We start from the raw sequence: 26,877 nt of genomic DNA on the forward strand, positions 1-26,877 counted from the left end.
GACAGCGCGCATCGCGCGCTGTCGCCCCGCGTCCAGGGCTTGCCCTGGTCCGGGTGCAGGGGCGGATAGCCCCTGCTCGGGTCCGGGGTGAAACCCCGGCGCTACGCTGTGAAACGCCTGCGGCTCAGGCCGGGTGCGCCGCGCCGTTGAGCTCGGACGGCTCGGGGGCCTCCTCGCCGCTGATCGTCGAGGGCCCGAGCTCCATCACCGGCGGCGCGGCCGGCGTCCCGTCCGTCGGCTCGGCAGCCGCCTCGGCAGCCGGTTCGGCGGCCGGCTCGGCGCTTGCGGCCTTCGCCTTCGCGGGGCGGCCGCGGCGCTTCGGCGTGTCGCCGCTGGCCTCGCGGGAGGGGCCGGGCGGCGAGGATGCCGTGCCTGCGATCCGCGCGACCGACTCGACCTTCGACCGGATGTCGGGGTGATCCTCGGCGTAGACGCGCGCGTAGGCGAGCGCCTTCGTGGTCTTGCTCGACAGCGTCTCCTCGCTGTCCCGCAGCGCCGCGCGCGCCGCTTCGAGGGCTGCCTCTGCTTTCGCCACGGCCTCGGTGTGGGTCCGGACCTCGGTCACCACCTGCTCGAGGGTCGCCCGATCGACGCCGGGAAAGCTCACATGCGAGAGCTCGCTCGCGAACAGGTCCATCAGGGCCTGGACCGAGGGAGGAATGGGATCTGCCACGTCCATGGTCGTCTCCGTTTGCCGTTGCGGGGCCGGGGCGCGCGCCCGGACCCTGCGCGATCCGCTCGGGCGGGTCGCTACCCCAGGTCGTGGCCGCTGTCTAGATGTACAGTGGCAGATCGATGGCAACGGGGGTCGTTCAAGCCGGGACGGGCCCGACGTACCGCGACGCCGGCCGGATGAGCCGCCCCGCCCGCCGCTGCTCCTCGACGTGCGCGCACCAGCCGGCGGCCCGTCCCACCGCGAACGTGGGCGTGAACAGCTCGCGCGGCAGGCCCACGGCGTCGAGCAGGACGGCCGTGTAGAACTCGACGTTGGCCTTGAGCGGCCGATCCGGGTGCCGCTCGGCGAGCTGGGTCTCGGCCGCGCGCTCGGTTGCCCGCGCGAGCGCGAGACGCGCCCCTGCCCCCACGCTCCCGTCGCGCTCGAGCTCGCCGATGGCCCGCTCGAGCACCGCCGCCCGCGGATCCCGCACCCGGTAGATCCGGTGCCCCATGCCCATGATGCGCCTCCCTGCTGCGAGCTCGGCTTCGATCCACGCCGCGGCCCGCGACGGCTCGCCGATGCCGTCGAGCATGTCGAGCACGGGCCCTGGCGCGCCGCCGTGCAGCGGGCCCTTCAGCGCGCCGATGGCCGCCACGATCGCCGAGACCAGATCCGAGCCCGTCGAGGCCACGACCCGCGCGGTGAACGTCGAGGCGTTCATGCCGTGATCGGCCACGGTCACGAGGTAGGCGTCGAGCCCCCGCGCCGCTGCCTCGGGCGCGACCGCGCTGCGCACCATCCGCAGGAAGTCCGCCGCGTGCCCGAGCTTCGCGTCCGGGGCGATCGGCGCGCCTCCTGCGCGACGCCGCGCCCAGGCCGCCGCGAACGTCGCGACCGCGCCCGTGACCCGCGCGAGCTCGACCCACGCGGGCCGATTCTCTGACCGCCACGCCGCGCGCGCGCCGAAGTGCGCCACGCATGCCATGAGCGCCGCGCTTCCGTCCTCCGCGACGAGCGCTTCCCCGAGCGACGGAATTTGCTCGAAGGCCAGCGTCCGCCCCTCGGCGAGCGCCTCCGCGATCGCGCCGCGGGTCGCCGCGTCCGGCAGCGCGCCCGTCCAGAGCAGCGCGCACAGATCCTCGAAGCCGACCCGGCCCGCGAGCGCCTCGACGTCGTACCCGCCCACGACGAGCCGCCCCCGCTCGCCGTCGACCTCGCTCAATGCCGTATCCGCCACGACGACCCCATCGAGCCCGCTCGCTTTCGTCGCTGCGTGTTTCGCCCCATTCTGCTTCGCAAGGTCCATCGTTTCCTCCTTCGTTGATGGTATCCTTGATGTCGTGAGCAACGTTGATCAACGTGGATTGATCAATCAATCTACTGGATTCGACAATCAACCATCGAACCTCGTGTCCGGACCCGAGGCCGCCGCGCTGCTCGGGGTCAAGCGCGAGACGCTCTACGCGTACGCGAGCCGCGGCCTCGTCCGCAGCGTGCCCAGCGAGGGCGGGCGGAGCCGCCTCTACATGCGCGAGGACCTCGAACGGCTGAAGGCCCGGAGCGACGCGCGCCGCGGGCACGGCCCGGTCGCCGCTTCCGCCTTGCGCTGGGGCGAGCCCGTCCTCACCTCGACGATCACCACGATCAGCGCCGAAGAAGGCCCGCGCTACCGCGGTCAGGCCGCGACCGCCCTCGCCGCCGCCGGCGTGCCCTTCGAATCCGTCGCCGAGCTGCTCTGGACCGGCGCGCTCCCCGAAGAACGCCCCACCTGGACCTTGCCCCAGGATCCCGCCTTCCCCGTGGCCCGCCTCGCCGACCTCGTCCCCGAGGGCGCCCCGCCCCTCGCCACGCTCGCCCTCGCCGTCCCGGCCCTGGCCGCGCGGGATCCGCTGCGCTTCGCCGCCACCGAGGAGGCCGAGCTGCCCCGCGCCCGCGCCTTGATCCGCCGCCTCGCCGCGCTCTCCGCCCTGCCCGCAGGCGCGCGCCGCGCCAAGGCCGCGCTCGCCGAGCCCACGATGACCCGCGCCCTGCTCGTCGCCCTCGGCGGCCGCAGGTCTGAGCGCGCCGAGGCCGCCCTCGAACAGGCGCTCGTGCTGCTCGCGGATCACGAGCTCGCCACCTCGACGTTCGCCGTCCGCGTCACCGCCTCGACCGGAGCCGATCTCTACGCCTGCGTGAGCGCCGGGCTCGCCGCGGTCTCCGGCCCGAAGCACGGCGGCGCCTGCGACCGCATCGAGGCCGTGGTCGCCGAGGTCGGCCGCCCCGAAAAAGCCCGCGCCGTCGTCGCCGCCCGCGCCCGCCGCGGCGACAGGGTCCTCGAGCTCGGGCACCCGTTTTACCCCGACGGCGACCCGCGCACCCCACCCCTGCTCGCGGCCGCGCGCGTGGAGGCGCCTCGAAAAACCAGCGTCGCCGCCCTCTTCGCCCTGCTCGACGCGACGAAAGAGGCCGGCCATCCGCCCCCGTCCGTGGATGTCGGCCTCGTCGCCCTTTGCCTTGCGCTCGGCCTGCCGCCGGGCGCGGCCACGACCCTCTTCGCAATCGGTCGCCTCGCCGGCTGGATCGCCCACGCCCTCGAACAGCGCAAGGATCCTACGCTCCTGCGCCCGCGCTCGATCGCATCATGAAGCGCGGGCCATTCGCCGTCCCTGCGGCGCGATGTGCGCCTCGAACCAGTGCCCCGCGAGATCCGCGACCTGATCGAGCGCCCCCGGCTCTTCGAACAGGTGCGTCGCCCGCGGGATGATGACGATCTCCCGCTCGCACCGGAGATCCTCGAACGCCTGCTGGTTCAGATCGATCACCAGCGTATCCGCCCCGCCCACGATGAGCAGCGTCGGCGCCTGAACCTTCGGCAGCGCCGGCCCCGCGAGATCGGGCCGCCCGCCGCGCGAGACGACCGCCAGCACTGCGTCGGGCCGCTCCGCCGCGGCCACGAGCGCCGCCGCCGCCCCCGTGCTCGCCCCGAAGAGCCCGATCCCGAGGCCCGCCGTCGACGACGCCCGGCCGAGCCAATCGACGACGCCCGTGACCCGCCGCGCGAGCAGGTTGATGTCGAATCGGATCTCGGCCGTCCGCAGATCCACGGCCTCCTCCTCGGCCGTCAAGAGGTCCACGAGCAACGTCGCGAACCCGCGCGCCCGCAAGCTCGCCGCGACGTGACGATTGCGCTGACTGAACCGGCTCGAACCGCTGCCATGGGCGAACAGCACGACGCCCCGCGCCCCTGCCGGCATCCCGAGATCGCCGTTCAGCATCACGCCGTCCGCCGGCATGCAGACCGGCGAGGTCTCCGCTCGCTCGTTCACCATGATCCGCTCCCTCCCTATCGAGGATCCGGCATCGGGCAGAGAGCCCGCCGCCGCAACTACGACCGGATCACGGTCTCGACGCGAAGCGCATGCAAGAGCGGCTCTCCCCGCTCGAATGCCGAGACGCTCTCGAACGTGGTCTCCGCGATGTTCGTGAGTGCCTCGTGCGTCAAGAACCCCTGATGCGAGGTGACGAGCACGTTCGGGAGCGTGAGCAGCCGCGCGAGGACGTCGTCCTGGATCACGCGGTCCGAGAGATCTTGGAAGAAGATGCCCTCCTCCTCCTCGTACACGTCGAGCCCCGCGTGCCCCACCTGCCCCGTCTTCAGCGCTTCGAGCAGCGCGGGCGTATCGACGAGCGCGCCGCGCCCGGTGTTGATCAGCATCACCCCGCGCTTCATCGCGGCGATTGCCGCGGCGTCCACGAGGTGATGGGTCTCCGGCGTGAGCGGGACATGCAGCGACAGGATGTCCGCTTTCGCGTACAGCTCGGCGAGCGTGGTGTACCGGACGATCCCGCCGTCGACGAGCGTGGCGTCCGGGCGGAGGTCGTAGGCGAGCACGTGACAGCCGAACCCGTGGAGGATTCGCGCGAGCGCGGCCCCGATGCGGCCCGTGCCGATGACGCCGGCGGTCTTGCCGACCATGTCGAAGCCGACGAGGCCCTCGAGCGAGAAATTGCCCTCGCGCACGCGGGCGTAGGCTTTGTGGATCTTGCGGTTCAAGGCGAGGATCAGCGCGGCCGCGTGCTCGGCGACGGCGTGGGGCGAATACTCGGGCACACGCACGACGGGCAGCCCGAGCCGCGCCGCCGCCTGCAAATCGACGTGGTTGTAGCCGGCCGATCGAAGCGCGATGAGCCCGACGCCCACGGCGGCGAGCGTCTCGAGCGCGCGCGCGGTGACGTGGTCGTTGACGAAGGAGCAGGCCACGCGGGTCCCCTGCGCGAGCACGGCCGTCTCCTCGGTGAGCCGGGGTTCGAGGAAAACGAGCTCGTGCCCGCGCCGCGCGGCGGACGCGGCGAGGATGTCCCGCTCGTAGCGGTGGGTATCGAAGACGGAAACTTTCATCACAGATCGATCTGCATCCCGAGCTCCACGACGCGACCCGGGGGCAGGCCGAAATACGCCGTGGCGGGGCGCGCGTTGCGGGAAATGAAGGCGAAGAGGTCCTTGCGCCATTTCCACATCTTCGAGCGGCCGGTCGGCAGGAGTGTCTCGCGGCCGAGGTAATAACTCGTGCGCTGGAGCTCGATCGAGAGGCCGAACTCCTTGCAGGCGGCGAGCGCGTTCGGCACGTTCGGCGTCTGCATGAAGCCGTAGCGAGCATTGACCCGGAAAAACCCGTGGCCCTTGTGCTCGACGGTCAAGCGCTGATCGGGCGGGATCTCGGGGACGCGCTCGTTCGTGATGGAGAGCAGGACGACCTGCTCGTGCAGGACCTGGTTGTGCTTGAAATGGTGGAGCAGGACGGGCGGCGTGCCGTTCGGGTTCGAGGCCATGAAGACGGCCGTGCCGCGGACGCGGTGGGGCTTCGTGCGCTCGACGTCCTCGAGGAACATTTCGAGCGGCAGGATGCCATCCTTGAAGGACTCGGCGAGGATCCGGCGGCCCGATTTCCAGGTCGTCATGACCGTGAAGATCACGAACGCCATGGCCACGGGGAACCAGCCGCCCTGGAAAAACTTGGCGGCGTTTGCCGAAAAAAACGAGAGGTCGATGGCGAGGAACACCGCGACGGGCGGCAGCGCCTTCCAGAGCGGCCAGCCCCAGCGCTTCGTGACGACCACGAAATACACCGTCGTGGTGATGGTCATCGTGGCCGTGACTGCGATGCCGTAGGCCGCCGCGAGCGAGGTCGAGGTGCGGAACGTGAAGACGAGCAGGATGCAGGCGACGAGCAGCGCGCGGTTGATCTCGGGGATGTAGATCTGCCCCTCGGTGTCCTTCGAGGTGTGGACGATCGTGACGCGCGGGAAGTAGCCGAGCTGCACGGCCTGCTGCGTCAGCGAGAAGGCCCCGGAGATGAGCGCCTGCGAGGCGACGATCGTGGCCCCCGTGGCGATGGCGACCGTCGGGTAGAGGGCCCAGGAGGGGACGAGGCCATAAAAAGGATTCGTCGCGCCGCCGGGGTGCTGGAGCAGATACGCGCCCTGGCCGAAATAATTGAGCAGGAGCGCGGGCCAGACGATGGCGAACCACACCCGGCGGATGGGGCCGCGCCCGAAATGGCCCATGTCCGCATAAAGCGCCTCGCAGCCCGTGATGCAGAGGACCACAGCGCCGAGAAGCAGGAAGCCGTGGCCGCGGTGTTCCAGGAAAAACCGCACGCCGTGCCGGGGATCGACGGCCGCGAGCACGCTCGGATTGGCCAGGATCCACCGGGCCCCGAGGGTGGCGATGGTGACGAACCAAAGGAGCGTGACGGTCCCGAAGACATTGCCAATGCCCCCGGTGCCGCGCTTCTGCACGAGGAAGAGCGCGACCAGAATGGCCACCGTGAGCGGCACGACGACGTGCTTGAGCGGCTCGTACGCGACCTCGAGGCCCTCCATGGCCGAGAGCACCGAAATCGCGGGCGTGATGACGCCCTCGCCATAAAGGAGCGACGCGCCGAGAAGGACGAGCAAGACGAGCGGACCCGTGCCCGGGCCCTTGCGCGTGGGCACGAGCGCGAGCAGGGCCATGATGCCGCCGGAGCCTTGATTGTCGGCCCTGAGGACGAACGTGAGGTACTTGACCGTCACGACCATCAAGAGCGACCAGAAGACGAGCGAGAGGATGCCGAGGATGTTCGCCGGCGTGGGCGCGACGTGATGCGGGCTCTCCGGGCTGAAGCACTCCTTGATCGCGTAGAGCGGGCTCGTGCCGATGTCGCCGAAGACGACGCCGAGGGCGCCGAGGAGCAAGGCCCAGCGCGCGCCGTGCGTCGCCTCGCCGTGGGTCGCGGCGGCATGCGACGGCGCGCTCGTTTGTGGCGCGTCTCCGGCCGCCCTTGCGTCTGGGACCACGCTACTCCCGTCCGTCGCGGATGCGTCGGTGGAGGCAAGCGTGCCCGCTTGGTCTTCCGTCATGGAGCGCGGATGGTACCCCATCCCGGCAGAGACGCGAGGCGCGGCCCGCCGCCCCGGGAGGCTTGACCACGAGGACGGTGTGGACTTCTGTAGGGGGATGCCGGCACGGAGCGCACGCGGATGGGGATGAAGCTCCTGTGGGTCTGCGTCGGCGGGGCGATCGGCTCGGGTGCACGGTTTCTCGTGACGACCTGGTCCCTTTCGCGATACGGCACCGCATTTCCCTACGGAACCCTCGCCGTCAACGTCGCCGGCTCCTTCCTGCTCGCGCTCCTCTTCCAGCTCTCCCGGAGTGTCACGTGGCTCGGCCCGACGCTCCAGGTCGCGCTCGGCGCGGGTTTCCTCGGCGGGTTCACGACGTACTCCACGTTCAACCTGGAGCTCGTCCAGTACGTACAGAACGGACAGCCCCGCCTCGCCGCGCTGTACGGCACGGCGACGCTCGTGGGTTGCCTCTGCGCCGGGTTCGTCGGGATGTACCTCGGTCGGCTCCCCGGTTCGCGCTGACGACCCCGCAGCCGAGCTCGCCTGAAAGTCCACGCGAACAAGCGGCGGGCTCGACGCCCCGCGGCGCGGCCCGAGGGATCGACGCATGGCAGACGCGGACATCACGAGCGATCTCGGCCGCGAGCTCGCCGCCGGGCGGGCGGTCTTGTTCACGGGCGCGGGGTTCTCCGTCGACGCGCGCGCCGAGGATGGGAGCGCGATCCCGAGCGGGCCGGAGCTCTCCGAAGAGCTCTGGGACCTCTGCTTCCCCGGCGAATCCCGGGACGGGAGCGCGCTCCAGGACCTCTTCCAGCACGCCCTGTCCGAGACCCCGGACAAACTCGAAGCGCTGCTCCGGCGTCGGCTCACGGTCGACCCGGCGCGGCTCCCGGCGTTTTACCGGGTCTGGTTTGCCCTCCCCTGGCGCCGGATCTACACGCTGAACGTGGACGATCTCGCGACGGCCGCCGAGGCCCGGTTCGACCTGCCCCGGCCCGTCGTGATCCGCGCGGCGCTCGCCGACGATCCGCCGCCGGACGAGACCCCCGACGGATCGCGGCTCGAGGTCGTCCACCTGAACGGGCACGTGACGAACGGCCCGCGCGGCGTGACGTTCTCGACGACGCAGTACGGCGCGCGCCTCGCATCCGACAAGGATCCGCATTACGCGGCCCTCGTTCGCGACTTCTGCGACCTGCCGTTCGTCTTCGTGGGGACCCGGCTCGACGAATCTCCCCTCTGGCAAGAGCTCGAGCGCGTCGAGCGCACGGGCGGCGAGGAGCCGCAGCGGCCAAGACCGCGCTCCCTCCTGGTCACGCCTCAGATCGAACGCGCGCGCCAATGCCTCCTCGAGCGCATCGGCGTGGCCTGGGTCCCGCTCTCGACGCGGCAGTTCACCGACGAGGTACTCTTCCCGATCGCCCGATCCCTCGGCGTCGCCTGACCGGTCGAGAAAAACTTCGAATCCGCGGGGCCTGGGGACATCCCTCGTCGTGAGCACGACGACGAGACAACACGGGCAAGGTTGGCTCGGTGAGCCAGCCATCGGACATGACCGAGATTCCAGCGAACGCGTGGGGCGCGACAAGGCCCGAGGCGCACGGTTCCTCGGGACGCACCGGCATCGCCGCCGGTTCAACGTGGTCGGGCCCTGCCATGACGAACTGCATTACATGCTGGCCGCGAGCACGCGGCTCGCGGAGGTGCCGGACCTCGTGGCGCGCGGGTCGTACGTGGTGGTGCACGCGCCGCGGATGCATGGGCGGACGACGTGGCTGCGGGGGCTCTCGGTGGGGCTCGCGGAGAGCGGCGCGTGGGCCGTGGTGCGGGCGTCGTGCCGGCCGAGGCGCGGCGCGGAGGCGTCGGGCGAGCGCGCGTTGCTCGAAGCGATCGCGCAGGCGGCCGCGGAGCAGCTCCCGGCACCGCTGCGGCCACCGCCGTGGCCCCCTTCGTACGACGTGCGGTTCGCGGGCGTCGTGCTCTCGGCGTGGGCGCGGGCGTGCCCGCGGCCGCTCATCCTCTTGCTCGACGACGTGGAGCTCCTGCCACGCGAGATCCGCGCGAGCCTGCTCGCGCAGCTCCGGGCGACCTACGAGGCCCGGCCCCGCGCGGCGCCGTGGTCGGTCGTGCTCTCGGGCTCGGACGAGGTGCAGGCCTCGGCCGTGGAGCTGCTCGGCCCCGCGGCGACGTCGCTCCGCCTGCCCGATTTCACGGCCACGCAGGTGGCCGCGCTCTGCGCGGAGCACACGGAGGAGACGGGGCAGCCGTTCCGGGACGAGGCCGTGGCGCAGATCGCCGCGATCTCGGGCGGGCACCCGTGGGTCGTGAACGTCCTCGCGCGCGAGATCGTGGAGAAGCTACGTCCTCCGCTCCGGCAGCCGATCACCGCCGCGCACGTGATGGCGGCCGCCGAGCGGCTCCGAGGCGCATGGATCTGAGCGTGTCTGCTTCCCGCGGGAGTTCAGCTCGGGCACAATCGGCGCGATTTTCATGTCGATCGGCGAGGACGTTCCAGGCGACACGGCTCCGAGCGATGCCGAAACGACGGCGCTGGCCGTGGAGCCCTCTCCGGAGGTCGACACGTCCGCGCCGGCGGAGACCCCGCAGCCGACGTCGCGCATCGCGGCCCTCGCGCTCTCGCTCAACCTGGACGACGAGGCGCTCGTGCACCGCGCCGATCCGCTCATCGGCCTCGTCGTCGCCGGCCGTTATCGCATCCTCACGCCGATCGGCCGCGGCGGCATGGGCGTCGTCTACAAGGTCGAGCACGTCCACCTGGGAAAACTCCTCGCGATGAAGCTGCTCGCGGGCGAGCTCAGCATGAGCCCCGAGGTCGTGCGCCGCTTCAAGCGCGAGGCGCTCACCGTCTCGCGTTTGTCGAGCCCGAGCACCGTGCACGTCTTCGATTACGGCGTGGACGCGGGCCTCACGTACATCGTGATGGAGCTCGTGACGGGCCGTGATCTCGCCGCGATGCTGGCCGACGCCGGCCCGATGCCGTTCGCGCGGCTCGGCAAGATCGTCCTCCAGATCCTGAGCTCGCTCGGCGAGGCGCACGGCAAGGGCATCGTGCACCGCGACGTCAAGCCGCAGAACGTGATGATCACGACGACGGAAGGCGGCACCGACATCGCCAAGGTGCTCGACTTCGGCATCGCGAAGCTGCGGGAAGAGGCCGACGCGAGCACGGGCGGCGAGGTGACGCGCCGCGATCAGCTCATCGGCACGCCGTACTTCCTCGCGCCCGAGCTCATCCGCGGCGACCCCGTCGATCACCGCGCCGATCTCTACGCCGTCGGCGTGCTCCTCTACCACGCGCTCACCGGCCATTACCCGTTCCACGCGAAGACCTCGGCGAGCATCCTGGTCAAACACGTCACGGAGCAGCCGATCGCGCCGTCGATCCGCGCCCCGTCGCGCGGCATCCCGCCCGGGGTCGACGCCGTCGTGCTGCGCGCGCTCGAAAAGGATCCCGCGGCGCGATGGCAGAGCGCGGGCGAGTTGCAGGCGGCCATTGCGGCGGAGCTACGCAAGCTCGGGACGGAGGACGTCGAGGCGCTGCTCGATGCGAGCGTCCTCCGAAACCTCACGCGCGCGGCGCTGATGGGGGCGGCCCAGAGCCCCGGCGAGATTGCGAGCCGTGACGAGGTCGAGGCCTACGAGCGCAAGCTGCGCAGCCGCCGGCACCTCGCCTGGTTCGCGTCGAGCCTCGTGCTCATCCTCGGCGCGGGCGCGGGGCTCTTCGTGATGTGGCGACGCTGGACCCCGAGCTTCGCGGGCGCGGAGCTCGAGCCAAACGACACGGCGGCGAACGCGACGCCCTTGCCGCTCGGCACGTCGGTGTCCGGGCTCCTCGGCAAGCGCATCGACGCGCAGCACAGCGATCGTGATTTTTATTCGTTCGAGGTCCCGAAGGGCGCGGGGGATACGCCGCGGATCGCGCGCTTCGTGGTGACGGCGCTCCCGAACATGGAGACCTGCACACTCCTCTACCGGCAAGGCTTCCAGGCGCCGATCGCGCAGTACTGCGTGGGTCGATCCGGCCGGGATCTCTCGATCCCGCGGCTCAGCATCGAGCCCGGCCGGTACTACGCCTCCGTGCTGCAGGACCTGGATCCGCGTGGCGATCGAAGGATCCCCTTCGTGCACGAGAACGTTTCCGACACCTACGCCATCACGGTCGCGCTCGCCGAGGAGGGCTCCACGCACGAGATCGAGCCGAACGACGAGCTCCCCTCGGCCACGCCGATCGAGCCCGGCGAGACGCGGACGGGCGCGCTTGGCTGGGTCGAGGATCATGACACGTACTGCGTGGGCGCCTCCGCGAACGGCAAGGCGATCCGCTGGACGGCGCGTGATGTCGTGCGAGACGCGGGGTCGGTGCTGGAGGTCACGACGTTGCGAGGCCGCGAGGTCGAGCGGAGGGTCCGCGTGCACACCGCGGACAAGAGTACGCTCTCGCAAGAAGATACGCGCTCTCCCTGGACGGGTCCCGCGATCGCCTACGAGGAGGGCACGCCGCGCTGCGTGCGCCTAAGGCTCGTACGAGACCCTTGGATCACCGAGGCGCCGCGGGTGCAGCCTGGTGGGCTCGAGGCCTACGTCCTCGCGGTCGACGTCGTGCCCTGAGCTTCGAGGGACAAAAACCTCACATCCTCGTGACGAGCAGGTACACTCTGGGAGGCGCGGGGGTACGAGGAACCAGCGATGTCGGAGAACCAGCGTTACCGGGTCATCAAGCGGCTCGCCTCGGGCGGTATGGCCGAGGTGTTCGTTGCGGAGAGCGCAGGAATCGAGGGCTTCCGCAAGCAAGTCGCAATCAAGCGCGTCCTCCCGCACCTCAGCAAGAACGAGCAGTTTATCGACATGTTCCTCGACGAGGCCCGCCTCTCCGGCCGCCTCGCGCATTCCAATGTCGTGAGCGTCTTCGACATCGGCGTCGGTGACAACACGTACTTCATCGTCATGGAGTACGTCGACGGCGCCGACTTGAAGCAGGTGATCGAGTACCAGAAGAAGGTCGGCAAACCGATGCCGGTCGAGAGCGCGTGCTTCATCGCCGCGAAGATCTGCCAGGGCCTCGCCTACGCGCATGATCTCCACACGCCCGACGGCGAACACCTCAACATCGTCCACCGCGACGTCACGCCGGCGAACGTGCTCATCACGCGCCACGGCGAGTGCAAAATCGTGGACTTCGGCCTCGCCAAGGCGTCGAGCCAGCTCGCGAACAGCGACGCCGGCATGATCAAGGGCAAATTCGGCTACCTCGCGCCCGAGACGGTCATGGAGCTCAGCGTGGACAAACGCGTCGACGTCTTCGCCGCCGGCATCATCCTCTGGGAGATGCTCGCCGGCCGTCGCCTCTTCCTCGGCGAGACCGACCTCGGCACCGTCAAGCTCGTGCGCGAGGCGAACATCCCCTCGCTCAAGCCCTTTAGCCCCGACGTACCCCCGGAGCTCGAGGAGATCATCCGCACCGCGCTCGCGCGTGATCGCGACGTCCGCTACCAGACGGCACGTGATTTCGGGCGCGATCTCACGCGGTTCCTCTATCGCTTCGGACGGCCCGTCAGCGAGTACGAGGTCGCCGATCTCGTACTCGGCGCCGCGGGCGCGCCGGCAAAGAAGGTCGACGGCCTCGCCATGATCGGCGAGATGCTCGACCTGATGCTGCTCGAGTTCAAATCACTCACGCAGCAAGACAATGCGGGCGGACCGAATAGCCTGCAGCCCGATCTTTTCAAGCTCACGGGAGCGAACCCCGCCGCGCCTGCCTCGGTCGACTCGGGGGATCTCGACGAGACCTTCTCCGGCCTCAGCGACGAGCTCGAGGGCCCCGATCCGACGAATACCCCGCAGGACAAGGGCCGCGCGCCGACCGCCTGGTGGCGAGGCCTCATTTCTCGCTGAGCCATCTCCCGCGAACATGAGGAAGCTGACGGACGCCGAGGCCGGCGTTCGGCGGCACCTTCGCGCCCGGGGTCGTGACGACTGCGTCACGGACGAAGGAAAAAATTGATTTCCAGCCTGCCACGCTCGTAGCTTTCCTTATTCCGGGCTCCCGCCTTGGACGACGCGATGATCCAGACAGACAAGCCGAACCACGTGCCTCCCCACGACGGCCGCCGCGCTTCGCGGCGCACGCGCCTTTGCCTCTTCCTTTCGGCCCTGGCCACGGCGAGCCTCGCGCCTCTCGCGAGCGCCCACGCGGCCGACGCCGAGGCGCTGCTCAAAGAGGGCAAGCAGCTCGTCACGGACAAGAAGTACGACGAGGCGTGCCCCAAGATCGCCGAGGCGTACAAGCTCTCCCCGAGCCCCGCGACTTTGCTCGAGCTCGCGCTCTGCCACGAGAAGCAAGGCAAGCTCGCGACCGCGTGGGGCGAGATGCTCGACGCCGAGACGGACGCCCGTAAGGCCGCGCGCGCCGACATCGAGGCGCGCGCACGCGCAAACAGCAAGGCGCTCGAGCCGAAGCTGCCGCGCGTGACCGTTTCCGTCGCGGCAAACACGCCCGGCATCGAGATCGCGATCGACGGACAGAAGATCGATCTCGGCGCGCTCGGCAAGGGTCGTCCCGTGGATCCCGGCGAGCACAAGATCGTGGCCACCGCGCCCGGCCGCAAAACCTGGGAAACCACGCTCAGCCTCAAGCAGGCCGAGCGCAAGACCGTCGTCGTCCCGGCCCTCGCCGAGGACGCGAATGCGGCGTCCACCTCGGACAAACCCGCGGGCGGGGAGAGCGGGGCGGCGGCGCAAGCGGGCGGGACGACCAAGACAGACACGACCACAGGCGGCGGCGCCGCGGTTGATACGAAACCGAAGGAAAAACCCGAAGAGCCCGACGACGGCAAGGGGCCGATCCACCGGGCCAAACGTCTCGTCATCGACGTCGGCGCATTTGGCGGCGGGCAGCTCTTCCTCGGCGGCGGGAGCGTGGACGCGCTCTCGGCCCTCACGTACGAGTATCGCATCACCTACCCGCTCGGCGGCGAAGCGGCCGAGTACAAGGCCTGCGACGCGAGCGCTTGTTACGCCACGGTCGATCCGGCCATCGGCGTCCCCGTCGGCGGCCAGGTGTTCGTCGGGTACGCGGTCAGCGAGAAGCTGCACGTCGGCGGTCGCTTCTTCGGCAGTTACCTCGTCACGGGCGGCTACTCGCTCCTCGTGGGTCCAGCGCTCTCCGTGCGCGTGAACGATCGCCTCTGGATCGGCGGCACGCTCGCCGTCGGGTTCGGCGCACAAAAGGCGACCATCAACGGCGCGCGCGGCGAGGTCCCGAGCGAGTGGGCCGATCTCAACGGAGGGGACGAGGTCGAGCTGCTGCTCAGCCGCACAATCCCCACGGAAAACGAGACCGGCTTCGGCTTCTCGTTCGGCGCCGCAGTCGAGGTCTCGTACACGCTCGCCGAGTTCGGCAAGGGCAAGAGCATCACCACAGGCTCGCTCGTCGCGAGCGCATGGCCCACGTTCCTCAAGACGTGGGATGGGTATGCCATCGCCCTGCCCATCGGCGTTGGATATCGCTTCCACTGAGTTACGGGATTCCACAGCGTCTCGCCGGGGTTTCACCCCGGGCCCGACCAGGGGCTCTTCGCCCCTGGACCCGAACCAGGGCGCAGCCCTGGACCTTTGGAGCATCGACCGCGATGCGGTCGATGCTCACGCGGCATCGCGTTCTGGACACGTGTGTGATCTTGCGCGGCAGGCGCGTGCCCGCGGCGTGCGCGTCGCATGTGGATGTGCGAGGCTCGGCCCGTGCGCAGCCACCGTGCACGGGCTTTTTGCCTGGGCCGCCGCGCGCTCGCGGGCCCTGTCTGGGCGACTGTCCTGCTCGTGCTTGCGTCCTGCACGGCGGCGCCTCCGCGCCACGGCGGCGAGGTGCTCGGCGACAATCGCGACGCGCTGCTCGACGAGGCGCGGCGCGCGGCATACGGCGGGGACAGACCCGCGGCGCGCCGACGCTACGAGGTGCTCCTCGCGCGGGATCCGCGGGACGACGAGGCGCGGACCGGGCTCGCGCGGCTCGACGCCTGGGAAGGGCACCACGCGCGGGCCGCGGCCGCTTATCGGGACGTCCTCTCGCGCCACCCCGCCGACGACGACGTCCGCGCCGGCCTCTTCGACGTGCTCACCTGGCAAGGCCTCTGGGACGAGGCCGAGGCGGTCCTCGACGCGGCGGAGCGCAAGGACTCCCCTCCCCTGCTCGCTTGCCGCGCGCGGCTCGAATTCGCGCGGGGCGACCTCACGACGGCGCACGCGCTCGCGGAGCGGGCGTATGTCGCGTCCGGGGGCAACACCGAGCTCCGCGCACTCGCGCGACGTCTGTCCACGGGGTATGCGCGGGTCACCACGCGGGTCCTCGTTTTCCCGGCGCCCATGCCGACGCTCGGGCAGGTCGAGGTCGAGGTCTCGCAGGCGTGGCGCAAGCTCATCCTCGGCGTCGAGACCGAACATGGTGGCCGCCCCAAGGCGGCATCGGGCGGGTGGGCCTACGGCGCGACCTGGGGCGGCCGGGCCATGTGGCTCTTCGGGCATGGGTTTTCCCTGGGTGGCGAAGCGGCGTTCGGCGCGCCGGCCGAGAGTGTCCCGATGCTCCGCCTCCGCGCGCACGGCACGGCTCCCATCCGCCCCTGGCTCACGAGCGGTCTTTCGTACACGTACCGTCGGTACGCGGACGGCATCGCCACGCACGGGGCGAGCCCCACGCTCGGCGTCACGATTGGTGACCTGCTCCGGCTCGACGCGACGTACTGGCTCACGCACGTGCGCGTCGAGGATCCCCGGGGCGCGAGCGAGAGTCGGCTCGTGCACGCGTTCTCATTCTCGGCGGGCCGCACGCTCCTGCCGTGGCTCGCGCTCCGGGCCGGGTATGCACATGGCGCCGAGGCCGAGCGATTCCCGGCTGCGTTCCAGATCCAGGGCCTCCTCACGGATGCCGTTTACGTCGGCGCGGATCTCCGGCCATACGATTTTTTGCGCGTGATGCCGCTCTACAACCTCACATTCCGTGGCCCTCCCGGCGCCGAGCGCGCCGCGCTGCACACCTTCGAGATCGGCGCGCTCGTGCGCTGGTGAATGCGGGCGCCGCGACGGGACGTGCTTTACGTCGGTCGAGCGCGGCGGCATCATCGCGTCATGAAGCTTCGACCTTTTCTTGTTTCGATCCTGGCCCTCGCCGCGCTCCCCCTCTTCGTCGCCTGCGGCAACAGCGTCGAGGGCGGCGCAGGCGGTTCGGGCGGCTCCGGTGGCTCCGGCGGTTCGGGCGGCTCCGGTGGCTCCGGCGGCGAAACGTTCACGCTCACGTGTTTCAACGACGGCGTGCAGTTCCCCGCGGCGAGCAAGGCCTGCGTCACGGATCAGGATTGCGGCCAGATCCTGCACGTGGTCGATTGCTGCGGCAGCCTCTCGGCCATCGGCCTCGCCGCAAAGGATCTGCCGGCCGTCTCGATGGCCGAGCAGGAATGCGGAACGCACGCCCTCTGCGATTGCATTGCCCAGCCCACGCGCGTCGAGGACGGGAAAACCACGGAGGACACGTCGATGATTCAGGTCGCTTGTGTCTCCCATGTCTGCCAGACGCTCCTGCCTACGGATCCCTGACGAATTTGACGGGCGTGGACATCGCCAACACCGGGACGGCGAGCCACATGCGGAACATCCTCGGCGCCGTGCGGCTGCTCGGCGCCGAGGGGATCATCACCGGGATCCGGCCGAGCGACAAACCGCGCGCGCACGCTCGGATCTAGAGCATCGACCGGTTCGATGCTCGGAAGATCGCGAAGCGAGCTTCCCTCGGGGGGTGAATCGGCCGGGCTTTGCCCGGACGAGAGGGGGACGCGAGGCGTCCCCCTCGGGACAAAAGAGCTAGAACATCGAGCGGTTGCAAACCGATCGATGTTCTAGAACACCGCTTCAGGGCGTGCTCAGGGGATTTGCAGGATTGCTGCCCGCGGCGATCTCGTCGCCGTCGAGGTATCCGTCGAGATCCCGATCGATACCGATGCGCACCCCGGAGCCGGGCGGCACGCAGGTATACGTGAGCGATTTGCCGCTCCCGAGGAAGACCGAGCGCAAGACCGCGTCCGGGATCGGCCCGATCGCCTGCTGATCGACGACGAAGCGATTGATCTCCGGGATGTAGAGGTACCCGACCTCCACCTCCGAAGAGGAGCCCGAGACGCCCTTCGCCACGAGATCACATTCGAAGGCGTTCGCGCGTTGCAAGAGGAGCTCGATACGCGCCGCGGCCGACGCCTGGTTCGCCACGGTGAGCGTCACCTGTTGCCCGACGATGGGCGCGAAGTTCGTATCGAAGGCGAGCTGATACGCTTCCATGTTGCGCTTGATCTGGTCCCCCTCGGGGCCGAGGGGGATCCCAGGCTGGACCGTGATCGGCTCGGGAAGGATCTCGGGGAGGATCGGGGTGCCCTTGTCGAACACGCCGCTCCGGTGGAACAACGTCGGGGTGCTCCCGTCGTGGGTGAAGCCGAAGCCACGGATCTGATCGCCCATGAAGGGATCGGGCAGCTCGGAGCCGAAGGCGACGGCGGAGCCGAACATGCCGACCTTCTGGTACTGGCCACGCAGGTGCACGTTCTTGAGGATCTGCGGTGCGCCGCCGAAACCCGAGAATCCATCCGCACCGAAGAACCCCGGGAAGCGATCGTTCGGGTTGGCATTGGGATTGACTGGATGGCACGTCGCGCAGGTGGCCGGGCCGATGACCGGCGTATTGAAGAAGAAATCGCGACCCGCCTGCTGCGAGGGCGTCAGCGAATTGTCGAGGTTGCGGATCGGGTTCGGCGGATAGGCGACCTGGAGGATGAAGTCCGTGAACCTCTGCATGTCCTCGGCACTGAGCTCCGCCGTCCGTCCGAGCAAGCCCACGAACGCGGGGTTGAATTTCTTGAATGCGGCCACCTCGTCGAACGCTCCCTGGTCCGGCTGCGCGCTCGGCTCATCATTGCCGCCCGTGCGGTCGGCGCGCCAGTGCATCGTGCCGTGGTTTGCCATTCCGCGCAGGCTCTGGGTCGCCATCGGCCCCTTCATCGGGTGGAAATCGGGGTCGACGAACAGAGGCCCCTTGAACGGGCCGGGGTTGTTCAGCACCGATCCGTCGGGATTGCCGAGATCCCAGGAGAGATCGTCCATGTCGCCGAAGACGTGACAGCTCCCGCAGGCCGCCTCGCCATTGCTGGAGGAGAGCCGCGCGTCGTAAAGGAGAGCCCGCCCCTCGACGATGCTGTCCGGCTCGGGGCTGTACATCTTGATGTGGGCGATCTCCTTTTGCGTCGACAAACTCACGACGGAGAGCCCATTGTCGAAGCGCGTGAGGACGTACATGCGCGCCCGGCCCTCGTCGAGGACGATGCCCGTCGGTCCGCCGCCGCTCAGCGTGATGTGGCTCGTCGCGCTCGGGACGAAGGAATTGTTCTCGAGCGCGGCCGTATTGAACACACCGATCTTCGAGGACGCGAACGCGGCCACGTACAGGGTCGTGCCAGAGCTCGACACGGCCATGCCGAGCGGCTGCGCGAGGCTTCTCTGGTTCACCGACAGCGGCGCCGGCCGGACGTCGTAATCGATGTGCTTGTTGAGGTGCCGCGGGACGACGCCTCCGGGGCCGAGCACCGTGATCCGGCTCTCGTGCAGGTGGCCTTGCAGCGTCTCGCCGGCGAAAAGGCCGTCCCCCTCGAAGCGCAGATCGTTGCGGGCCTCGGTGTTGCTGACGTAAACCCTTCCATTGACGGGATTGACGGCCATGTTGAAGAGGACCGTCCCCACGCCCGCGTAAAACCCCGCGGAGCCCGTGAGCTGCTTGGGCGGGCTCGCGTTGGCGTCGATGACGAAGACGTCCTTGTCGGGCAGCGAGAAATTCACCGCGTCGTCCCAGGGGCGGCCGAGCACGTCCCGCCAGGATGTGCCGTCGTGCTTCACGAGGACGCCGACCTCGGGCGCGGGGATCCCCTCGAAATTGGTATTCGGCCCGGGCACGCCGCCTGCGTCCTCGCCGCCGTTGGGCACCAGGGATTCGTCGACGATGGTGGTGCGATTGCCCGAATGGAAGACGGCCGCATAGACGCGCGAGCCGTCGGGCGTGGCCGCGAGGGCGCGGGGCGTGTCGCCGAAAAGGTTCAGGATCTTGAGCGGCGTGCCGCCCATCGTCGTGCCTAGATTCAGGGCGTCGAAGACCCACACGTCCGCGCGGCCCACGCCGGGCGTCGTGAGCTGGGGATCGAACGGCGCATTCTGGCCGCGATGGGCCGTGGTGATGAATGCACGGTTCTTGCTCGGCCCGGCGAAGACGATGTCGCGCGGCTCGTCGCCGACGTGTAGCGTGCGCACCACGGAGCCCCTGCCGATGCCGGTCACGTTGATGATGCTCACGCTGTCGGACAGGTGGTTGACCACCCAGACCTCGCTGTTGCTTCGCGCCGCGACCGCGACGGGCTCGAGTCCGACGGGCACGGAGCCGGTATGCTCGAGGATGCCGCTGTACGTGAGGCGGAAGATCTCGAGGCGATTGTCGGGTGTATTGACGACGAATAGCAGGTTCCCGCTCGGGGACATCGCGACCGGACGGACCTGGCCGCTTTCGAACAAGGTATAGGATGACGCGGCGGACGACGCGGCGGACGGCGACGCGACGGACGCCTGCGCGTTCTGCGAGAACGTCGCGCCGAGCGCGGCGCCCAAGAAAACCAAGCCTTTCAATCGCATGAGCGGCATGGCCGCACGGAGCACGGATCGCATGAAACCTCCAGGGCAGTGGCGACGGCCCAACCACACGCCGCCATCGACACGAAGAAAAAGCGCAGCGAGAGGATTGCCCGCAGAATGCGTTCTGTAAAGGTAGGATGATCCCGATTACGGCGGGAAATGCCTTCGTCGGGATGTTTCGGATGGCATGGACGAGGTCCGATCGGGGTTCGTCCGCCGTTCGCCCGCGCCCGCCGCGGCCGGACGACGCGCAATGCAAGGACGCTCTCCGTCGCGCGCGATCGGCCACGCCAGAGCTTTCGAGCAGCGGTGGAGCTTCCCGACGGCGCCAGGGCGGCGCGGTCAAGCAGCGGTCTCGCCGGTCTCTTTCAGGAACAGTTTTCCAGTTGTTCGTCGGGACGCACCATTCCGCTCGGACGGCGCCGCCTCCGAGGATCGCCGCCCCGTCTTGTCCTCGCTCGCGGCGCCGAGCCCGAGCGCCTGGGACGCCTCGAAGGCCACTTCCGGCGACGGATCCGACAGCGCCCGCACGAGCGCCGGCACCACGAGCCACCGCTCCTCCGCCTGCGCGAGGCTCCGCGCCGCGAGCCCGCGCGCCTCCGCGGAAGGGTCACTCACCACGACCTCCGCGAGCGCCGCCGTCGCCTCGGGCCCGCGCCGCTCGGCGAGCTCCAGAATGGCCCGTATCCGATCCTCGAGCCGCGCCGCGCGCCGCGCCGCAATGGCGAAGCGCGACAGCGTCACCGTCCTCCGTCCACGCTCGGCCGGACCCGCCGCGCAGAGCTTCGCCTCGAACGCCCGCACGAGCGTCTCCCCCTCCGCCTCGCAGACGGCCCGCGCCGCCGCCGCGGAGGCCGGATCCGCCATGAATGCCCGCGCCTCGGCGACCCACGTCTCCACGCCGACGAGCGCGCGCGAAACGATCCACGTCGCCTCGGGGATGCCCTCGGGTTTGTCCCTCCCAAGCATTGTGATCGCCTGCTCGCCGCCGATCCTCCCGAGCGCGAGCGCCGCGCTCTCGCGCGCCTCCACGGCCGCGTCGTCGAGCGCTCGCCCGAGCGCCGCTACGTGCCGCGCCGAGCCGATTTCCCCGAGGATCCGGAACACGCCCGCGCGCACCGCGCCCGCCTCGTGCCGCGCCGCCGCCACGATCGCCTCCGACAAACCCGCGCGTCCCACGGCCACGAGCGCCGCGCGCGCCGCCGCGCGCCCCTCGGCCGTCCCGTCGCCGAGCGCCGCGGCCCAGGCCGACACCATACCGAGCCGATCCATCGCGAGCGCCGCGCTCCGCCGCACGTCGTCGCACGGATCGAAGAGCGCCCGCTCGATGGCCGATCGATCCTTCGGCGACAATGCCGCGAGTGCGTCCACGGCCCGCGATCGCACCTCCGGATCCGGGTCGCCGAGCGTGGCCACGAGCGTCCCCACGACCTCCTCATCGCCCACGCGCGCGAGCGCCGCCGCGGCCCGTGCGCGCACGGCGCTCGACGGATCGCCGAGGACCGCGCTCACGAGCGGCCGCGTCGCTCGCGGATCTCCGATATGCCCGAGCGCCTCCGCCGCGGCCGCCCGCGCCGCCGCATTGCCGTCGCCGAGCTGCGCCACGAGCGGCAAGGTCGCCCCCGGATCCCCGATTTTCCCGAGCACCCGCGCGGCCCAGGTCCGCGCCTGCGCGCGCTCGTCGTCGAGCATCCTCACGAGCGGCCGCACCGCGTCCGATCCAAAAGAAATGAGCGCCTCGGCCACGACCTTCGCGCCCCCCTCGCCCTGCGACGCGAGCGCCTCGCAGAGGTGCGGGAGCACCGCGATGTCCGGAATGGATCCAATGGCCTCGGCCGCCGCGAGCCGCACCGTCGTATCCTCGTGTGGATTCGCGAGCGCCGACGCGAGCGCGGGGCTTGCCGACGCGGCGCCGAGCTTGCCGAGCATCCGCGCCGCGTGGGCCCGCTCGTTCCACGATTTCGAATCGCGCAGCGTGCGCTCCCAGGCCGCGCGCAGCCCGAGCTCCTCACATACCACCGCGCACCGCGCCTCCTCGTCGAGCGCCTGCGAAAGCGCAGCCTGGATCGTGCTTCGATCGAAACCTTGCGCGAGGGATCTCGCCACGCGCTCGGCCGGCTCCGCGCGTAGCCTCGAGAGCACCTTCCGCGCGGCCGCGAGCCGCTCGACCGCGCGCCGCTCGCGCCGCCTCCGCAGCGCCTCGCGCCCGATCACCGAGATCCCTGGCACGAGCGCGAGGACCGCGATCCCGAGCCCCACGTACAGGACCAAGACAAGGACACTCACCGTCTCCCTCGATCCCTTTCGATGGCCGGCGTCAGGCCCGCTGCGCGGCGGGGGCAGCGGGGGCAAACCCTTTGCGCCCGAACTTGTCCCAGCCCTTCTTCCCCTTCAAGAAATCGTAGAGCCCCCGGAGCTGCCAGAACACGAGATACTGGCGATATCCGAGGTTCGACAAGAACCCCACGAGCACCAGCACCACCGCGTCCCAGGCCCGCGGATACGGCACGAGCGACGCCGCGCCGGAAAGCCCCCGCCCGGGCCGTGCGGAAAACGTGCACAGCATGACCGACAGCGTCGACAGGCAAAAATTCATGGCCATCGCGAGCCCCAGGAATGCGAGCAATGCCGTTCCGGAGAGCGCGCCGAAGATCGTCGTCAAGATGAGCAGCAGGTATCCGACGCACTCGGTTGGCGGCGCGAGGGCCTCGAACACGAGCTGATACGGCATTGCGAAGAGGCCGATCTGCCGGAACTGCGGGCGGAACAGCATCGCCCGGTGATAACTCATGACCTCCCAGAGCCCTCGGTACCACCTTGCTCGTTGCTTTCCGAGGTCCCGATAATTCTCGGGCGCCTCCGTCCACGTGACCGCGAAGGGCAAACAGACAATTCTCCCCGGCCTGCCCTTGTCGAGCAGATACCGGTGGAGCCGCACCACGATTTCCATGTCCTCGCAAACCGTGTGCGCCCCTTCCGTGCAGTATTCGATGCAGATCCTGGAGCGAACGTGGCGCGTGAGAAAGCCACCGACCTCGAAGAGCACGTCGCGCCGGATCAGCGCGAAAACCCCGGAAAGGATGAGCACCGCGTTGTCCTCGGACAGCGCCGTCCGCCCCTTCGCGAAGGACCGCATGTATTCCACGATTTGCAACTTTCCAATGAGGCTCGTGGGCAGCGCGAGCTCCTTCACCTCGCCATCGCGGATGATCGATCCATTCGAGAGCCCGACCTGCACGCCGACGGCGACGGTATCGTCCGGCGACTCCATCACCTTGCGCACGGCGAGCAGGAGCGCGTCCGGGACGAGCAGGCTATCGGCGTCCATGCTGGTCACGAATTCGCCCGCGGCAACGCTCGTGCTCGCATTCAGGGCGTCCGCCTTGCCGCCGTTCTCCTTGTCGATGAGGACCATACGCTTGACGTTCTCGGGCAGGCCCGTCCGGCACTCCCACATCCCACGCACCTCGGCCGTATCGAGCCCGCTCGCCCGCTCGAGCACGGCCGGAACGAACGGGAACGCGGAGAGCAAAACCTCGACCGTCCGGTCCTTCGATCCGTCGTTGCAGATCACGATCTCGTAGGCCGGATAGCGCAGGCGGAGCTGCGACTTGAGGCTCTCGACAATCGTGACCTCCTCGTTGTAGGCGGGCACGAGAAGCGATACGACGGGCAAGAAAGCGTCGCGCTCGGAGAGCGCCGCGGGCCGGACGAGCTCGGCCGTGAGCTCCCGTTGAATCCTTCGATAACTGACCAGAACGAACCGCAGGTTGAGCAGGAAAAACACGGTTACGTACCCGACGATCACCAGATCGAGGATACGCAGGAGCCAGACGAGCGCGCCCAATGCAACACCCTCCGTTTGGCGCTCCAGAGCCCCTCGGCCAGGAAGCACCGCGCTTCCTGGTCCCCAAAGTCTCCGGGGTGGTCACGAAAACACCATTCTACCGTGTTTCTCGTAACGCGGTATACACGAACGCACATTCGAATGGGAACGGACATGGCGTTTCGGGAAGACACGGACGGACGAACGTGCTATGGGCAACGCGCGCGCGATCCACCGAGGACAAACCACCGCCCATGCCCAAGACCAGGACGAAGAACGAGATCCCCGCCGCCCGCGAGCCTGATTTCATCGTCGTGAAGGGCGCCCGCGAGCACAACCTCCGTATCGAGCAGCTCGAGGTCCCCAAACGCAAACTCGTGGTGTTCACCGGGCCGAGCGGCTCGGGCAAGTCGAGCCTCGCGTTCGACACGCTGTATGCCGAGGGTCAGCGCCGCTACGTCGAGACACTCTCGGCCTACGCCCGGCAATTCCTCGGCCAGCTCGATCGCCCGTCGGTCGAGCACGTTTCTGGCCTCTCGCCCACGATTGCCATCGAGCAAAAGAGCGCCTCCTCGAATCCGCGCTCCACCGTCGGAACGATCACCGAAATTTACGATTACCTGCGCGTGCTCTACGCCCGCGCCGGCGAGCAGCGCTGCACGACGTGCGGCAAGGCCGTGGCCTCGCAAAGCGTCGACGAGATCGTCGAGACGCTGCTCGAGCTGCCCGAGGGCAGCCGCGCCACCCTGCTCGCGCCGCTCGTCGTGCACCGGAAAGGCGAGCACAAGGAAATCTTCGAGGACCTCGCGACGCGCGGCTTCTCCCGCGTGATCGTCGACGGCAAAATGGAAAAACTCGACCCGCTGCCGAAGCTCGACAAGAAGCTATGGCACGACATCTCGCTCGTCGCCGATCGCATCACGGTGCGCGGCGAGGATCGGCCGCGCATCGCCGAGAGCATCGAGCTCGCGCTGCGCGAGGGCAAAGGCGAGATGATCGTCGACGTCGAGGGCGAAAAACCCCGCCCCTTCAGCCAGGCGCGTATGTGCTGCGGCAAGAGTTATCCCGAGCTCAGCCCGCAGAGCTTCTCGTTCAATAGCCCGCTCGGCATGTGCCCGAAATGCAGCGGCCTCGGCACGCGGCTCGAAGCAGATCCGGACCTCATCGTGCCAAACCCGGCGCTCTCGCTCCGGGAAGGCGCGATCGCGCCCTGGGCCTCGGCGATGTCGCGCGGCGAGGGCTGGACGTTCCGCATCGCGGACGCCGTGGCAAAGGCGACGGGCGTGGACCTCGACATGCCGTTCGGAAAGCTCCCGGCGAAAAAACGCGAGCTGATTCTGTACGGGCTCGAAGGCAAGAAGATCGCCGTGCAATGGGGCAAGGAGGGCTCGGAGAGCCACGGGACCTTCGGCATGAAGTTCGAAGGCGTGATCCCGAACCTGGAGCGACGCTTCCGCGATACGACGAGCGACATGGCGCGTGATCTCTACCGGAAGTTTTTCCGGGAAATGCCCTGCGACGCCTGCGAAGGCAAGCGCCTCCGCCCGGAGACGCTCGCCGTCTTCGTTACCGAGAAGAACATCGCCGACGTGACGTCGATGACGGTGGGCGGCGCGATCGATTTCGTGGAAAAACTCACGCTGCCCGGCGGGAAGGCCCGGATCACGGAGGGCGTGAAGCGCGAAATCGAGGCGCGGCTCGGTTTCTTGATGAACGTGGGGCTCGATTACCTGACCCTCGATCGATCGGCGACCACGCTCTCCGGCGGCGAAGCGCAACGCATCAGGCTCGCGAGCCAGCTCGGCAGCGAGCTTTCCGGCGTGATGTACGTGCTCGACGAGCCGAGCATCGGCCTGCACCAGCGCGATAACGAAAGGCTGATCGCGACGCTGCGACGCCTGCGCGACCTCGGCAATACGGTGGTCGTCGTCGAGCACGACGAGGAGACGATCCGCGCCGCCGATCACGTCGTGGACTTCGGCCCCGGCGCCGGCCACGAGGGCGGACGCGTGCTCTTCGCCGGCACGCCCGAGGCGCTCGCGGAGGCGAAAGGCAACGTGACCGGCGATTACCTCTCCGGCCGCCGTCGCATCGAGATCCCCGGCGAGCGCCGGAAGCCGAATGGCTGGATCAAGATCAAGGGCGCACGAGAGCACAACCTGAAGAACGTCGACGCCCGCATCCCGCTCGGCGTCCTTTCGGCCGTGACGGGCGTATCGGGCGCGGGCAAGAGCTCGCTCGTCAATGGCATCCTGCTCCCGGCGCTGAGCCGCGCGCTGCACGACGCGACGGGCCCGGTAGGCGCGCACGATTCGATCGAAGGGCTCGACGTGCTCGACAAGGTGATCGCAATCGATCAGCAGCCGATCGGCCGCACGCCACGTTCGAACCCGGGCACCTATACGAAGGCGTTCGATCACATCCGCGAGGTCTTCGCGCTCCTGCCCGAGGCGCGGGCGCGCGGCTGGGATTCAGGGCGATTCAGCTTCAACGTGAAAGGCGGGCGCTGCGAGAGCTGCCACGGCGACGGCGTCGTGAAGGTCGAGATGCACTTCCTCGCCGACGTGTACGTTCCCTGCGAGGTCTGCGGCGGAAAACGCTACAATGCGCAGACGCTCTCCGTGCGTTTCAAGGGGAAAAACATCAACGAGGTGCTCGAATCGAGCGTGGAGGAATGCCTCGGGATGTTCGAGCACCACGTGGCGCTGAAGCGGATCCTGACGACGCTCGTGGACGTGGGCCTCGGCTACATGAAGATCGGTCAGCGCGCGACGACGCTCTCCGGCGGCGAAGCGCAACGCGTGAAGCTGAGCCGCGAGCTCGGAAAAACCCAGACCGGCCGCACGCTCTACGTGCTCGACGAGCCCACGACGGGCCTGCATTTCGAGGACATCCGGCGTCTGCTCGTCGTGCTTTCACGGCTCGTCGACGCGGGGAACACGGTCGTGGTGATCGAGCACAACCTCGACGTGATCAAATTCGCAGATTGGGTGCTCGATCTCGGCCCCGAAGGCGGCGCACGCGGCGGGCGCGTGATCGCGGAAGGCGCGCCGGAAGCGGTGGCGCGCGTGCCGGAGTCCCATACGGGGCGGTTTTTGGCGGAGCTCCTCGAGCGCGAGCAGGTCAAGGCGAAAGCCAGGAACGGCAAGTCCGTCCGGGCGCACGTCTGAGTGGGTGCTCCACGGCGTTGCGCCGGGGCGCTGCCCCGGGCCCCGCGGGGGCTGTTCGCCCCTCGACCCGAACCAGGGCAAGCCCTGGACCTTTTGTGGAAGAACTGCGCTTCGCGCAGTTCTTCCAACCG

19 protein-coding genes are annotated in these 26,877 nt (G+C 69.3%); 11 read left to right on the forward strand and 8 right to left on the reverse strand.

Annotated features, from left to right (window positions below):
* Nucleotides 1-124: 124 nt before the first annotated feature.
* Nucleotides 125-679: a hypothetical protein gene (locus KEG57_RS52485; RefSeq protein WP_272424218.1), complete on the reverse strand. Its 555-nt coding sequence runs from the start codon at nucleotides 677-679 to the stop codon at nucleotides 125-127.
* Nucleotides 680-812: 133 nt separating this feature from the next.
* Nucleotides 813-1,964, reverse strand: a complete 1,152-nt coding sequence (locus tag KEG57_RS52490; RefSeq protein WP_272424220.1) for a citrate synthase — start codon at nucleotides 1,962-1,964, stop codon at nucleotides 813-815.
* A gap of 34 nt (nucleotides 1,965-1,998) precedes the next feature.
* On the opposite strand from KEG57_RS52490, the gene KEG57_RS52495 reads away from it, so the two are divergent.
* Entirely contained in the window at nucleotides 1,999-3,285 is a 1,287-nt protein-coding gene (locus tag KEG57_RS52495) for a citrate/2-methylcitrate synthase (protein ID WP_272424221.1), read from the forward strand.
* Here the strand turns inward: KEG57_RS52495 and KEG57_RS52500 are convergent.
* The 3 genes from KEG57_RS52500 to KEG57_RS52510 are packed head-to-tail and all read right to left on the reverse strand — an operon-like array spanning nucleotide 3,280 to nucleotide 7,042.
* Nucleotides 3,280-3,969: a dienelactone hydrolase family protein gene (locus KEG57_RS52500; RefSeq protein ID WP_272424223.1), complete on the reverse strand. Its 690-nt coding sequence runs from the start codon at nucleotides 3,967-3,969 to the stop codon at nucleotides 3,280-3,282. The two genes, KEG57_RS52495 and KEG57_RS52500, sit on opposite strands and share 6 nt — an antisense overlap.
* Nucleotides 3,970-4,025: 56 nt before the next feature.
* Nucleotides 4,026-5,039: a 2-hydroxyacid dehydrogenase gene (locus tag KEG57_RS52505; RefSeq protein ID WP_272424224.1), complete on the reverse strand. Its 1,014-nt coding sequence runs from the start codon at nucleotides 5,037-5,039 to the stop codon at nucleotides 4,026-4,028.
* Nucleotides 5,039-7,042 carry a potassium transporter Kup gene (locus tag KEG57_RS52510; protein ID WP_272424226.1) on the reverse strand — a complete coding sequence of 668 codons (2,004 nt, stop codon included), beginning with the start codon at nucleotides 7,040-7,042 and terminating at the stop codon, nucleotides 5,039-5,041. Before KEG57_RS52510 ends, KEG57_RS52505 begins: the two co-directional genes overlap by 1 nt.
* A 126-nt stretch (nucleotides 7,043-7,168) precedes the next feature.
* Here KEG57_RS52510 and crcB point away from each other — a divergent pair, with 126 nt between their 5' ends.
* The 9 genes from crcB to KEG57_RS52555 all read left to right on the forward strand — a co-directional run bounded on the left by crcB (nucleotide 7,169) and on the right by KEG57_RS52555 (nucleotide 16,776).
* The gene (crcB, locus tag KEG57_RS52515; RefSeq protein WP_272424228.1) at nucleotides 7,169-7,549 is read left to right on the forward strand and encodes a fluoride efflux transporter CrcB; all 381 of its coding nucleotides are present in this window, start codon (nucleotides 7,169-7,171) and stop codon (nucleotides 7,547-7,549) included.
* Between the two features lie 85 nt (nucleotides 7,550-7,634).
* Entirely contained in the window at nucleotides 7,635-8,471 is an 837-nt protein-coding gene (locus KEG57_RS52520; RefSeq protein WP_272424230.1) for an SIR2 family protein, read from the forward strand.
* 130 nt (nucleotides 8,472-8,601) lie between these two features.
* On the forward strand, nucleotides 8,602-9,465 hold the full coding sequence (locus tag KEG57_RS52525) for an AAA-like domain-containing protein (protein ID WP_272424231.1): 864 nt from the start codon (nucleotides 8,602-8,604) through the stop codon (nucleotides 9,463-9,465).
* 52 nt (nucleotides 9,466-9,517) lie between these two features.
* Entirely contained in the window at nucleotides 9,518-11,656 is a 2,139-nt protein-coding gene (locus KEG57_RS52530) for a serine/threonine-protein kinase (RefSeq protein ID WP_272424232.1), read from the forward strand.
* A gap of 78 nt (nucleotides 11,657-11,734) precedes the next feature.
* On the forward strand, nucleotides 11,735-12,940 hold the full coding sequence (locus tag KEG57_RS52535) for a serine/threonine protein kinase (RefSeq protein WP_272424234.1): 1,206 nt from the start codon (nucleotides 11,735-11,737) through the stop codon (nucleotides 12,938-12,940).
* A 168-nt stretch (nucleotides 12,941-13,108) separates the two neighbouring features.
* Nucleotides 13,109-14,563 carry a hypothetical protein gene (locus tag KEG57_RS52540; RefSeq protein WP_272424237.1) on the forward strand — a complete coding sequence of 485 codons (1,455 nt, stop codon included), beginning with the start codon at nucleotides 13,109-13,111 and terminating at the stop codon, nucleotides 14,561-14,563.
* A gap of 222 nt (nucleotides 14,564-14,785) precedes the next feature.
* A complete protein-coding gene (locus KEG57_RS52545; protein WP_272424239.1) occupies nucleotides 14,786-16,105 on the forward strand; it encodes a tetratricopeptide repeat protein in 1,320 nt (439 codons plus the stop codon).
* Nucleotides 16,106-16,165: 60 nt separating this feature from the next.
* Nucleotides 16,166-16,630, forward strand: a complete 465-nt coding sequence (locus KEG57_RS52550; RefSeq protein ID WP_272424240.1) for a hypothetical protein — start codon at nucleotides 16,166-16,168, stop codon at nucleotides 16,628-16,630.
* A 14-nt stretch (nucleotides 16,631-16,644) separates the two neighbouring features.
* On the forward strand, nucleotides 16,645-16,776 hold the full coding sequence (locus KEG57_RS52555; protein WP_272424242.1) for an STAS domain-containing protein: 132 nt from the start codon (nucleotides 16,645-16,647) through the stop codon (nucleotides 16,774-16,776).
* Nucleotides 16,777-16,942: 166 nt separating this feature from the next.
* Here the strand turns inward: KEG57_RS52555 and KEG57_RS52560 are convergent, their stop codons facing one another.
* From KEG57_RS52560 to KEG57_RS52570, 3 genes are all read right to left on the reverse strand, one after another.
* A complete protein-coding gene (locus KEG57_RS52560; RefSeq protein WP_272424244.1) occupies nucleotides 16,943-19,783 on the reverse strand; it encodes a hypothetical protein in 2,841 nt (946 codons plus the stop codon).
* A gap of 309 nt (nucleotides 19,784-20,092) precedes the next feature.
* Nucleotides 20,093-22,036, reverse strand: coding sequence for a HEAT repeat domain-containing protein (locus KEG57_RS52565; protein ID WP_272424245.1), 1,944 nt, complete (start codon nucleotides 22,034-22,036; stop codon nucleotides 20,093-20,095).
* Between the two features lie 31 nt (nucleotides 22,037-22,067).
* Complete coding sequence (locus tag KEG57_RS52570) at nucleotides 22,068-23,597, reverse strand: glycosyltransferase family 2 protein (protein WP_272424247.1); 1,530 nt, start codon at nucleotides 23,595-23,597, stop codon at nucleotides 22,068-22,070.
* 233 nt (nucleotides 23,598-23,830) lie between these two features.
* Here KEG57_RS52570 and uvrA point away from each other — a divergent pair, with 233 nt between their 5' ends.
* Nucleotides 23,831-26,746, forward strand: coding sequence for an excinuclease ABC subunit UvrA (gene uvrA / locus KEG57_RS52575; RefSeq protein ID WP_272424249.1), 2,916 nt, complete (start codon nucleotides 23,831-23,833; stop codon nucleotides 26,744-26,746).
* Nucleotides 26,747-26,877: the final 131 nt, after the last annotated feature.

Source organism: Polyangium jinanense (genome assembly GCF_028435365.1).